12 protein-coding genes and 2 pseudogenes are annotated in these 11,920 nt (G+C 66.6%); 3 read left to right on the top strand and 11 right to left on the bottom strand.

Annotated features, from left to right (window positions below):
* Positions 1-156: 156 nt before the first annotated feature.
* From BM417_RS50350 to BM417_RS28510, 5 genes and pseudogenes are all read right to left on the bottom strand, one after another.
* Entirely contained in the window at positions 157-465 is a 309-nt protein-coding gene (locus tag BM417_RS50350) for a hypothetical protein (RefSeq protein WP_407656183.1), read from the bottom strand.
* Positions 466-654: pseudogene (locus BM417_RS50345) on the bottom strand (transposase); the annotation flags it as partial.
* A 38-nt stretch (positions 655-692) separates the two neighbouring features.
* Positions 693-2,564: a PA domain-containing protein gene (locus BM417_RS28520; RefSeq protein WP_093600979.1), complete on the bottom strand. Its 1,872-nt coding sequence runs from the start codon at positions 2,562-2,564 to the stop codon at positions 693-695.
* 140 nt (positions 2,565-2,704) lie between these two features.
* Positions 2,705-3,229: a carboxymuconolactone decarboxylase family protein gene (locus BM417_RS28515; RefSeq protein ID WP_093600977.1), complete on the bottom strand. Its 525-nt coding sequence runs from the start codon at positions 3,227-3,229 to the stop codon at positions 2,705-2,707.
* 120 nt (positions 3,230-3,349) lie between these two features.
* Positions 3,350-3,835 (bottom strand): DUF4396 domain-containing protein, encoded by a 486-nt coding sequence (locus tag BM417_RS28510; RefSeq protein ID WP_093600975.1) that lies wholly within the window; start codon positions 3,833-3,835, stop codon positions 3,350-3,352.
* Between the two features lie 81 nt (positions 3,836-3,916).
* Here BM417_RS28510 and BM417_RS28505 point away from each other — a divergent pair, with 81 nt between their 5' ends.
* Entirely contained in the window at positions 3,917-4,132 is a 216-nt protein-coding gene (locus BM417_RS28505; protein ID WP_093600973.1) for a hypothetical protein, read from the top strand.
* A 212-nt stretch (positions 4,133-4,344) separates the two neighbouring features.
* Here BM417_RS28505 and BM417_RS28500 read toward each other — a convergent pair whose 3' ends face one another.
* The 6 genes and pseudogenes from BM417_RS28500 to BM417_RS28470 all read right to left on the bottom strand — a co-directional run bounded on the left by BM417_RS28500 (position 4,345) and on the right by BM417_RS28470 (position 10,514).
* Positions 4,345-6,729 (bottom strand): heavy metal translocating P-type ATPase, encoded by a 2,385-nt coding sequence (locus BM417_RS28500; protein ID WP_093600971.1) that lies wholly within the window; start codon positions 6,727-6,729, stop codon positions 4,345-4,347.
* Entirely contained in the window at positions 6,726-7,604 is an 879-nt protein-coding gene (locus BM417_RS28495) for a DMT family transporter (protein WP_218164581.1), read from the bottom strand. Before BM417_RS28495 ends, BM417_RS28500 begins: the two co-directional genes overlap by 4 nt.
* Positions 7,605-7,645: 41 nt before the next feature.
* Positions 7,646-7,879 (bottom strand): annotated as a pseudogene (locus BM417_RS28490) (multicopper oxidase domain-containing protein); the annotation flags it as partial.
* A 157-nt stretch (positions 7,880-8,036) separates the two neighbouring features.
* Positions 8,037-8,255 (bottom strand): DUF2933 domain-containing protein, encoded by a 219-nt coding sequence (locus BM417_RS28480; protein ID WP_093600963.1) that lies wholly within the window; start codon positions 8,253-8,255, stop codon positions 8,037-8,039.
* A gap of 509 nt (positions 8,256-8,764) precedes the next feature.
* Complete coding sequence (locus BM417_RS28475) at positions 8,765-9,502, bottom strand: M23 family metallopeptidase (RefSeq protein ID WP_245822213.1); 738 nt, start codon at positions 9,500-9,502, stop codon at positions 8,765-8,767.
* 4 nt (positions 9,503-9,506) lie between these two features.
* Positions 9,507-10,514, bottom strand: coding sequence for an NlpC/P60 family protein (locus tag BM417_RS28470; RefSeq protein ID WP_407656176.1), 1,008 nt, complete (start codon positions 10,512-10,514; stop codon positions 9,507-9,509).
* A 219-nt stretch (positions 10,515-10,733) separates the two neighbouring features.
* Between BM417_RS28470 and BM417_RS28465 the strand changes: the two genes are divergently transcribed.
* The gene (locus BM417_RS28465) at positions 10,734-11,108 is read left to right on the top strand and encodes a hypothetical protein (RefSeq protein WP_093600958.1); all 375 of its coding nucleotides are present in this window, start codon (positions 10,734-10,736) and stop codon (positions 11,106-11,108) included.
* Between the two features lie 55 nt (positions 11,109-11,163).
* Positions 11,164-11,775: a DUF305 domain-containing protein gene (locus BM417_RS28460; RefSeq protein ID WP_093600956.1), complete on the top strand. Its 612-nt coding sequence runs from the start codon at positions 11,164-11,166 to the stop codon at positions 11,773-11,775.
* Positions 11,776-11,920: the final 145 nt, after the last annotated feature.

Genomic DNA, 11,920 nt, shown 5'->3' with positions numbered 1-11,920 from the left:
CTTCGTGAACCATCCACAGCTGCGTGCTGCCGAAGTCAAGAGCACCCCCTGCCGCCGCTTCCATTGTCGGGACATTCGTGGGCTGACGTCACGACCGACACCGCGCGCACATGCCGCTGTTCGGTTGCGCGAACGCGCTCATGGCTCCCCTCTGTGTCAAACAGACGAGGAAGCCGCTGCTCTATCCTGGAAGTTGGCGGGTTCGGGAAGTGACTTCTCCGAAGTGCTGGCCATGGGGTTCGGATCAGCCGCGCTGGAGTTCGTAGTCGCCCCCACGTGTCCTCCCGAGCCCGCCGCGACGCGGTACGCGTCGCGGATCATCCGCTGATAGACGACGTCGGACAGGCGGCGTTTCAGGCACCGCATGGCTTCCGTGCTGGTCTTGCCGTCAGCCAGTTTCCGCCGATAGCAGGCACGGCCGGGCGTGTCGTGGCGGAGCTGGACGATGGCCATCACGTGCGGCACCCGGTTGATCCTGCGGTTGCCGGCTCGCGACAGCCGATGCCGTCGTTGATCACCGGAAGACGCTTCCAGCGGCGCCGTGCCGTTCCAGGACGCGCGAACCGGCCCTTGTCGATGAACCGGCCGATGTCCGCGATGTCGCCGAGCAGTCGGGCCACGCCGGACGGGCCGATCCCGGTGTTCCCGCGGCAAGTCGAAACAGTGTCGTTCGACTTGCCGCGGGGTGGTCGTCAGCCGTTGTAACGGAACACGTAGAGCCCGAAGTCGCGATCACTGGCGAGCACGTACTTCTGGCCGTTCTCGTCACGCCACACCTCGACACCCCAGAAGTTGTTGCCTCCCTGGTCGATGAAGGCGCCAACCTCGCGGATGCCGTTCGTGCCGTACTCCACCACGCGGAGGCCGCCCGCGTAGTAAGAGATGTAGGCGATCCTGCTGTCGTCCGGATCCATCGCGACCTCGTGCACCGAGAGGTCACCGAAACCGCGGGCGTAGGCCGGGTCCTGCGCCTCGGGAATCGAGTAGGTGTCGATCTGCTTGATCGACCCGGCTTTACCGCTCTGGTTGGGAATGTCCACACCGAACAAACGGACGTAGCCCCAGCCATCGAACACCGCCTGGATGGTCGTACTGGCACTGGTCGCTCCGGCCGGTGTCGCGGTGGCACAGGCGTTCGCATCGGTCACACCAGCGACGCCGAGCAGCTTCAAGCCCGTCGTCCGGTTGACGAAGACATACGGGATGTCACCAGAGGCGAGCATGGTCAGCTGCTCAAGGCAGTCGGCTCGGACGTTCTGGAACACGATGCCTGAGGTGTAGCCCTTGGCGACGATGTTGTCGAGCTTGACCTGGAATGGGCAGGTGCCGCGCTCGACGAGCGCCGTGCCGGTACCGGCCGCGATGGTTGCCGGATCACAGGCGTCCCCCACGAAGGTGACCGGCCCGGTGATCGTGGTGTTCTCGTCGATCTGCTTCGTGTCGCTGGCCTGCGTGGCGGTGTACTCGGTACCCGCGTACAGGCCGGTGTCGATCCGCGCCCGCACGGTGTAGGGGTTGAAGTCCTCGTCGGTGCCGAGCAGGAACTTCTTGTTCGGCGACAGTTCGGACTGGTGCGCGTTGCCCTCTGGCACGATCTGGTTGCCGCGGGCCAATTGTTCCTCGTCCAGCGCGGCGTAGTCGCTCTCGGCGATCAGCGTGACCTTGCCGGGCCGCGGGTCGGTCACGTCGAGCAGGACGTAGCCGCCGTCCCAGTAGTTGACGTTCATCACGTACCGCTGGCCGATCTTCGTGATCATCATGTCGTGGCTGAAGATCGCCGTTAGGTTGTTCGGTGTCGCCTGGTCGACGCCGAACAGCGCGGCGAGGTCGAGCTCGTCGTTGATCATCACCGGGTGGTACGGGTCGGTGATGTCCATGATGTCCACATCGGTCAGTTCTTCGTCATCGACGAGAACTACGTAGGTGCGCTTGTCGAAATTGTTCGTCCACATGCGCATGCTGTGCGTCTGATTCGGCGACGCCTCGAGCTCGCCGTCGGGCGCAGTGAAGTCGCCGGTGTGAAGTGCGACCGGCTTCGGATGCCGCGGATCGGTGACGTCCCACAGCGAGATTCCACCGAGGTTCGGTGGCGGTGGCGTCGCGCCGGGGCAGGTTTCGTTCTGGTGGGCGAGCAGGTCGCCCTCGAAGTACTGGTTGTCGATGCGCTCGACCTGAATGCCCTCACCCGCGTACGAGCCGTCACTGGTCGGGATGAACGCGCTGGTGACCTCGACCGGATGGGCCGGGTCGGAGATGTCCATGACATGCACGCCGGTCTGCTCGCACGTCGGCTCCCGGAACGCGGTGAGGTAGGCGTAGTCGCCGAACGCGGTGACGTCCGCGATGCGGCCGGTGTTACCCGCACCGGACGGGTTGGTCACCTCGCCCTTGCCGACGAGCGTGACGTTGCGGTTCACCGGCGGGAGGTGGCCCTCGTCGCCGTCGTGCTGCTTGTGGAGCCCATCGGCGACACCTTCGCCGGCAAAGTCCTCGCGGCCCCCGCCGTGGTCGGGATGAGCGGTCGCGAGGCCCGCGGTGAACCCGCTGAGTACCAGCGCGGTCACGCTGAGCAGGGAAATGCGTTGTCTTCGTTGACTCCGCATGGCTTGCCTCCGGGAGTAGGGCGGTCCCCCAGCGGGCGCACCCTACGTCCGGATTGCGTCGTTCGGAAGATGCCGTTCGTCCTTGTGCCCCATTCGGCTCCTCAGGACGCCGTAGCCGGTTCGATGCCCGCGACGAGGTTGAAGGCGCCGGTGAGCAGGTTGAGAGCCACGACGCCGACCACATCGGCGATGGCCCGGTCGCTCCAGCCGTGCGCTCGCAGACCGGCGACGTCGTCGTCCGAGATCCCGGACGGCTCGGCGAGGACTCGCAGGGCGAAGCCGATCAACGCCGCTTCGCGCGGATCAACGGCGGCGCCTTGGCGAGCGAGGACGATGTCGCTGTCGCTGACCCCGTTCGCGCGGGCGGCTTCGGTGTGCGCCGCCAGGCAGGTGGCGCAGCCGATCCACTCCTGCGCCGCAAGGGAGATCTTCTCGCTGAGCGCTCGCGGCAGCTTGACGCGCTTGAGTGCCCGCGAGAGGTCGAGGTAGCCCTGCAACAGGGCCGGCGAGTGGGCCATCGTGCTCACCATGTCGCCCACCGAGCCGCGTCGTCCGATGATCTCGGTGAGCAGGTCTCGTGACTTGCCGGGCGCCTCGGCCGGGTCCAGGGCGTGCAGTCGTCGCATGGGTGCTCCCTGACAGCGGGGTTGTCGCCCACCCGACTCGAGGTGGGCGACAACAGATGGATGATTCGCACCGAGCAGGCCGGAGCCATGAGAGGCGGCCAATGCGCGGCCACGGCTCACTCAGTGCTGGTGATGACCTTCGTGGTCGCCACCGTGGTACTGGTGCACCACCGCGTGCCCTTTGCCACGCGAGATCAGCCAGCGGTTGACCGGGACCGTCACCACGAACGCCACAGCCAGCGCGAAGGCGAGACTGCCCCAGAACAGCCAGCTGGCGAGGCCCGCTTCCATCGCGCCCGGTACTGCGAGCATCACGCCGTTGTCGACGATCTCCATCACGGCGATCGAGACGGTGTCGGCGGCGAACGCCACGCCGATGGCGGCACGGAGAGGCAGCCCGGACTTGAGCACGGGCCGGATGGTGAGCGCGTAGCCGAACACGAAGGCAAGGGCGACGGCGAGCACGATGGTCGACAGGTTCGACCACCCCAGCGCGGTGCCGATGACCATGCCGAGCACCTCACCGATCGCGCAGCCGGTGAGGCAGTGCAGCGTCGCGGAGATGGCGAGCTTCGTCAGGTTCGATTGTGCCCCAGCGTGATTCATGACCGTTCCCCTGCCTTACCTCTCGGCTTACATACCCTGCTGGGGTATGCCGTGGCGAAGATACGCTCATACCCCCTAGGGGTGTCAAGGCGATTCGACGAGACGCCGACCGTGCGCGTCATCGCCATCGAGGAACACTTCTCCAACTCGGCACCGCAGAGCGCGGATGCCCTGGCCTCGCTTCGCCTGCACCCGCAGCTCGCCCACGTTCAGCAACGACTGGAGGACGTCGGAAGAAGAAGGCTGCGCGACAAGGACGCGGCCGGGATCGACGTCCAGGTCCTGTCACACGGGTGAGATGATCCCGTACGCGTTGGTCCGGATCGACACCGTGCTCACATCGATCAGCACCGAGCTGCGGTACACGTACCTCTCGACGAGGCGGACCGGGAGAAGATCACACACGGCAACGCGGAGTGGCTACTCCACCTGCGAAAGCCGATGGCCCTGTCCCCTTGGCGGAGGAGCAGGGCACATCGTCGTACACCCTCCATTTCGGACGGTTCGCTCTACTTGCTGGAGACGAACGTGCTGGGCGCGGGCACTTGCGCGGGCGGCGGTGCAGGAACTGATGCCTCCACTGTGGGCAGACGCAACCGCTTGAGCGCCAGGGCGTTCACCGCGACGATCAGGCTGGAGCCCGACATCGACAATGCCGCGATCTCCGGACGCAGCATGAAGCCGAACGCGGGCACGAACACGCCGGCGGCAATGGGCAGTGCGATGGCGTTGTAGCCGATGGCCCAGCCGAGGTTCTGGCGCATCTTGCGCAGGGTGCCGCGGCCGATGCGCAACGCGATCGGGACGTCGAGTGGGTCGGAGCGCATGAGGACGACGTCGGCGGTCTCGATGGCGACGTCGGTGCCCGCGCCGATGGCGATGCCGAGGTCTGCCTGAGCGAGCGCCGGGGCATCGTTCACGCCGTCGCCGACCATGGCGACCTTGCGGCCGCCGCGCTGCAGTTCAGCGATCTTCGCCGCTTTGTCGCCAGGCAGCACCTCGGCGATGACGGTGTCGATGCCCAGCTGTGCGGCGATCCGTGCAGCTGTGGCCTGGTTGTCTCCGGTCAGCATGACCACCTCGACGCCCAGGTCGTGCAAGGCCGCGACGGCTGCGACCGAGGTGTCCCTCGGCGCGTCGGCGATACCGATCACGCCTGACGCGACGCCGTCCACCGACACCAGGACCGCGGTGCGGCCCGTGGCGGCCAGGTCGTCGCGACGCGTTGCCAACGGCCCCAGATCGACGCTCTCCCGCTCGAGCAGACGCCGGTTCCCGACCACCACGCGGCGACCGTCCACGTGGGCGATCGCGCCGTGTCCCGGCACGTTCTCGAACCGCTCCGCTCGGGCGGCGTCGACACCGTGTGCTTCGGCATGACGAACAACAGCCTCGGCGAGCGGATGCTCGGACTCGCGTTCCACAGCGGCCACCAGGCGCAGCAGTTCGTCCTGCTCCACGCCGTCGGTGATCACGTCGGTGACCTCGGGCTCGCCCTTGGTGAGGGTGCCGGTCTTGTCCATCACCACGACCTGGATGCGAGCAGAGGTCTCCAGCGCCATGGCGTTCTTGAACAGCACGCCGCGTTTCGCGCCCAGGCCCGTGCCGACCATGATCGCCGTCGGCGTGGCGAGACCGAGCGCGTCCGGGCAGGTGATCACCACGACTGTGATCGCGAACAGGATCGCGGTGGCGAACGTGCTGCCGGTCAGCAACCACGTGGCGAGCGTGACACCGCCGCCGATGAGAGCCACTAGCACCAGCCAGAACGCGGCCCGGTCGGCGAGCCGCTGGCCGGGCGCCTTCGAGTTCTGCGCCTCCTGCACGAGCTTCACGATCTGCGCCAGCGCGGTGTCCGAACCCACCTTGGTCGCGCGGACGCGCAGAGCGCCGTTGGCGTTGATGGTGGCGCCGATGACGACGGAGCCTGGAGCCTTGTGCACCGGCAGGCTCTCGCCAGTGACCATCGACTCGTCGACCTCCGACTCGCCCTCCTCGACCAGGCCGTCGACAGCGATCTTCGCGCCGGGCCGGACCAGCAGCAGGTCTCCGACGACCACCTCGGCGGTGCTCACCTCGACCGGTTCGCCGTCGCGGATCACCAGAGCTTTGGGCGGGGCGAGGTCGAGCAGCGTGCGGATGGCGTCGTTGGCACCACCGCGGGCTCGCATTTCGAACCAGTGCCCCAGCAACACGAACGCGGCCAGCACGGTCGCGGCCTCGTAGAACACCTCACCCCCGCCGGTCAGCGTGATCACCAGGGAGTAGAGCCAGCCAGACCCGACGGCGACCGCCACGAGCACCATCATGTCCAGCGTCCGTGCCCGCAACGCGCGGACAGCGCCGTCGAAGAAGATCCAGCACGAGTAGAAGATCACCGGCAGGCTGAGCACCAGCGCCCAGACGTCCTGACGCACGCCGAACGGCGTTGGCAGGTGCAGGCCGAGCACCTCGGTGCCGATCGGCGACCACAGCACGATCGGGAGCGAGAAGACCAGTGCGACGAGGAAACGGTTGCGCATGTCGGCGACCATCGAGGCCATCGACATGCCGGCGTGCCCGCCATGTCCCATCGCGTCGTGCGGGGACCGCAACACCGCCGGCTCGGCGTGATGTTCGTGCCCGGCCCGGCGCGGTTCTTCCATGGGATCGCAGATGTGATGAGGCACCGACTGACCGGCGCAGTGGTAGCCGCAGTCGACAACCCACTGACGCAATGCGGCGACTGAGGTGCGGGTCGGGTCGAAGACCACCGTCGCCGTCTGAGCGGCGGGATTGACCGCGACGTCGAGCACTCCCGGTTGCCTGCCCAGCTTGGCGTTGACGACGTTCTGCTCGGACGCCCAATGCAGTCCGCTGACGTCGAGCACGGCTGTGCTGGTGTGGTCACTCATGATCCTGCCTTCCTGATCTGCTGTCGATGCGCGGCCCGGCTCGAGTAGGCGACCAACAGGAGTGCCGCGACGACGATCGCGTCGCCGAGACCCTCCATCGGCGTGACGCGCTCGCCGAGAATCGCGACACCGAACGCGACACCCACCACGGGGACGAGCAGCGTCCAGGCGGTGACCGAGGTGAGCGACGCGCGACGCAGTTCGCCGAACCACAGTACGTACGGCAGTGCTGTCGCGCCTGCGGAGAGCACGAGCAACACGGTGATGAAGCGTGCGCTCCAGGAGATCGTCGTCGGCGGGCCCTCGACGACCGCGGCGACCACCGACAAAGCGGCCCCGCCGAGCAGGAACTGCCACGCGCCCAGGGCGAGCAGGTCGACGTCGGCCAGACGGCGGGCCAGCAACGCGCCTGCGGTGATCCCGACAGCGGCCAGCAGCGCCAGACCGGCTCCCCGCCCGAGGCCGGCAGGCGCGGCCACCAGCACCAGGCCGCCAAAGCCGATCGCCGCCCCGACGACCTCAACGGTCCGTGGCCGTTCGGAGTACAACCACCACGCAGGCAACACAATCAGCAACGGCGCCGCGTTGCTCAACACCGCCGCGGCTCCGGTTGCCAGCCCTCCGGTGCTGGAGAACATCGCACCGAAGGCGAGCGTGACGTTCATCAGTGCCAGCACGCCGATCAGCGCCCACGTCCCCGGTCCACGCGGAAGCACCGTCACATCGGCTCGCCGACCGGCCAGCAACAAGGTGACGAGCAGCAGCAAGCCGGTGACCAGCGCGCGCAGAGCAGCGAACCACAGCAGCGAAGCGTCACCCATCCCCCACGTGATCAGCACATAGCACGAGCCCCACGCCACGACAACGATCAGCATTCGCCAAGGGCGCACCCGTCTCGCCTCAGCACGCACGGCGATCATGTCTGGTAGCCCAGCGTCGTCGCCATACCCGCCTCTGCGTGATAGGTGTTGTGGCAGTGGACCATCCACTGTCCGGGGTTGTCCGCGTCGAAGTCACAGACCACTGTCTGGCCCGGTAGCACGATCGCGGTGTCCTTGCGGGGCCCACCGGGCAGTTGGAAGGTGTGGCCGTGGAGATGCATCGGGTGCCACATCATCGAAGTGTTCGCGAACTCGACGCGCACTCTTTGTCCGCTTCGGACTCATGCGGGGTTGATGAGAACCCGTCGTACTGCGTCGCCCGCCAGTCCCGCTCGGTTCTCGGCTGGAAGAAGCTCATCGCGAACACGACGAACAACGCGATGTTCGGGATGACCAGGGGCCACAGCCCATAAGCGGCGTCAGCCATCACGACCGGCCGGAACCCTGGTGGTCGTGGTGCTGTTCATCCGATCCACCGCGGCCACCATGCCCACCGTGGCCTCCCATCATGAACATCATCATGAGCGGGCAGGCCAGCACGAGCAGGCCGAGCAACATCGTCGCGAGCGGAACTCCCGCGAGTCCCAGCCCCACGATCAAGATCGCCAGTGCGATCGCGTACAACCCGAGATGTTGGCGTTTCATGACGTCCTCCGCGCTTGTCGGCTGACTCCGAGCATCGGCTCACGCAGCACTCAGCGGCAGGGACCCTGGTTCGCAGACAACCGGGACCTACTACCTCACCTAGGAGGATACTCCGACTCTGACTGGCATGCCCGCAGCAGCGCTGAACGCCGACGCAGGTCACACAGCACGCTTGCGTTCATCGACGAGCTTCCAGGTGATGGTGTCGATCGTGGCAATGTGGTCCGCGCCGCACACCGAGTACGAACGCTGTTACGACCAGACCAACGCCGAACGGCAGCTCACAGGACAGGGGCGCGACCGCCAGCACCATCCGAGGACGTCGAGCAGAATTGCGAACACGGCCATTCCCACGATCGACATGCGGTCAGCTGATCGGGATGTCCGCTCCCGAGAAAGTGGTTGGCACCCACCACGACGAAGCCATGATGTCCTGCGCGCGGTCACCCTGCGCGTACACGCCGCGGTGGCGAGCAACAGGACCGGGACGGCCGGCTTCCACCTGCCGCTCATGCGATCTGCACTCCACGTTCTTGCAACCACGCCAACGGATCGAGCTTTCTCCCTGCCTGATCCCAGATCTCGAAGTGGAGGTGCGGTCCGGTGGAGATGCCGCGGTTCCCGACCTGGGCGATCACCTGCCCGGCGCTCACCTTCTGCCCTTCGCGCACGGAGTAACTGTCGATGTGGCCGTACACGGCCGTGGTGCCGTCCGTGTGCTCGATCTTGACCCACAGCCCGAAGCCACTGGCCGGTCCCGCTTCCACGACGACGCCGTCCATGACGGATCGGATCGGGGTTCCGATGCGGTTGGCGATGTCGAGGCCGTAGTGCGTCGTTCCCCACCGGGGACCGTAGTTGGAGGTGATCGTGCCCTGCGTCGGTGCGAAGACCTTGATCTTCCGTGCCTGCTCCGCCTCGTACTCGGCCTTGCGCCGGGCGGCCGCTTCCGCCTCTCGCTGCGCAGTGAGGCGCAGGCTCGTGTTGAGCCGCTCCACCTCGTCGTGGTCGGGCCGCTGGCGAACCCGCAACAAGTTCGGCCCGACGTTGTCACCGCCTACACCGTCCACACCAGACAGGTTGGTGGACAACAGGACTTGGTCCTGCGGCTGGACGGGTACGTCCCGTGGTACGACGTCGAGCTGGAAGGCCGCTGTAGCGGCTCCCGCGGCGACGCCGGCGATGAACACGTTGGTCGACAAGCGTGTGGAGCGGTGCGGCATGACGGTTCGCGCGTGTCGTGACATCGAGTCAGCCGACGATCCGCCGGGCGCCGATGTAGTGGCCGTCGCCACGGATCGCTCGCACGTCCACGAGCTGCCCCTCGGTGGGCGCGTCCACCATCTTGCCCTCGCCCACGTACATGGCGACGTGGTGGATCGCGGCGGGGTTGCCCGTGCCGTCGTCGTAGAACACCAGGTCACCGGGCTGGAGCTCGTTCTGGGCAACCGGCCTGCCGACGCGGTACTGGTCCACCGCCACTCGAGGCAACGTGACTCCGGCCGCGGCGTAGGCCCACTTCGTCAGGCCGGAACAGTCGAAGGCGTTCGGGCCGTTGCCACCCCACTGGTACTGCGAGCCCCGCTTCGACAGGGCCGCCTGCAGAGCCGTGTTGGCCGCACCGGGAGGCCCCAGGTATGTGCCGGTGTCCTTCACCTGACCGAACCCGAGCCCGGCCTTCTGGGTCGAACTGAGGTTGTTCACGGCCTTGCGGAGCTCAACGATCCGGCCGTCCAGGTCGGACTTGCGCTTCTTGAGGTCGTCCGCGACCGCCGCCGCCTCGTTGGCCGCTTTCTCAGCACGCTGCTGAGCGTCGGTCGCCTGCGCCACCGCGGCGGACAGCTTGTCCATCGACTCCGCGTTGTCGGCCGCCAGCACTTCGAGCGCGGACATGCGGTTGAGGAAGTCCTGCTGGGAGTCGCTGACGAGCAGCGCCGAGAGCCCGTTGAACCGTGCACCCTGGAAGGTGACCTCCGTGAGCACATCGACCTGACCGCGCAGCTGCCCCTCGGCCTGCTTGGCCTGGTTCAGGTCCGCGCCGGCCTTGGTCAGCTCAGCCTTCTTGGCGTCGAGGTTCTCCTGGGCCTTGAGCACGTCGTCGTTGAGCTTCTCCGCCTGCCCGCTCAGCTCCTCGTACTGCTTGACCGGGTCGCCTGCGGGCTGAGCTCCTGCCGCGCCCGATGTGTTGCCGACCACCGCCAGAACCGCCGCAGCCGCCAGTGCACCTCGTGTGCCGCGCTTGAATCGTTGCGACGTCACGTCGCGCATACCTCCGTAGTCGGGAACAGGCCTCCCCCGATGCCTTGGCGCAAATTACGGCAACGTCACGAGATTGTCTACTATCTCTCCTAGTAGGTCGCCGCGCTGTCGCTCGTGACCGGGTGTTGCTGATGGCCGCAGTCTTCCTGCCGCTGTTGAACCAACTGGAGCGGCAACCCGTACAAAGCAGTGATGCAACCTACTAGGTACGGTAGTTACATGGCTCCGGGCACGCGCAGCAGGACGATCCAGTGGATCCTGCTGTGCGCGCTGTTCCTCGGCGTCATCGGGATGCACCACGTCAACGTGAGCAACGACATGTCGCTCGCGCACGGGTCCATGTCCGCGAGCGCGCACCACGCTCCGCCTTCCGAGGATCCGGTACCGCAGCCGACGCACGAGATGTTGCACCTGTGCGTTGCCGTGCTCTGCGCCGTCGTATCACTGCTCCTGCTCGCGTGGTTGCTGCTGCGCACGACGCGCCCGACCACGGGTCACCTCCTGGCGTCCGCGGCGTGGCCACGAACTCCCGAACGGCCGCCACCCAGAGGCGGTCGTGACTTGCTCAGTTCCCTGTGCGTGTTGAGGTTGTGATCGGCCCGATCCCAGAGGCAGTCACTTTCCCCAAGCACAAAAGGAAGAACCACCAATGAGGAAGTCTCTGATCGGAATCGGCGTCGCAGGCGTCGCGGCTGTCGCACTCGTCACGGGGTGTAGTAGCAGCAACGACATGGGTGGCATGCAGCACAACTCGACCGCTGCCTCGACCCCGGCTTCGGGCCAGCAGGCGGCGGACCACAACGATCACGACGTGCAGTTCGCCCAGGAGATGATCGCCCACCACCAGCAGGCGCTGGACATGGCCAAGATGATGCCGGGCAAGAGCACGAACCCGAAGGTCACCGATCTGGCCAAGCGCATCGAGGGTGCGCAGGACCCGGAGATCAAGACGATGACGGCGTGGCTCTCCAAGTGGGGTGCCGCTCCGACGGGGTCGTCGATGCCCGGAATGGACCACGGCTCGATGGGCAACGGCAACGGCATGATGACCGCCGAGGAGATGGCCAAGCTCGGGCAGGCCACGGGCGCCGAGTTCGACAAGATGTGGATGGAAATGATGATCAAGCACCACGAAGGTGCGATCACCATGGCCAAGACCCACATCGAAAAGGGCAGCAACGCCGACAGCAAGAAGCTCGCGCAGGACATCATCACCGCGCAGCAGGCTGAGATCACCGAGATGCAGGGTCTGCTGAAGTAGACCTGAGGCACCAAAGGCATTCAGGCTGGGGTGGACGAGTCCGCCCCAGCCTGAACGTTCTTCTCGCCGAGCCTGGGGGTTGTCCTCGACGAGGTTGGAGGCCGGAACGGGGGGGACCCCGGCCAGCGACTACTATAGCCAATCG

This window comes from Lentzea waywayandensis, assembly GCF_900115955.1.
Lineage (GTDB): Bacteria > Actinomycetota > Actinomycetes > Mycobacteriales > Pseudonocardiaceae > Lentzea > Lentzea waywayandensis.
The sequence above is the reverse complement of the archived record's forward strand: the minus strand, read 5'-3'. Positions and strand labels throughout refer to the sequence as shown.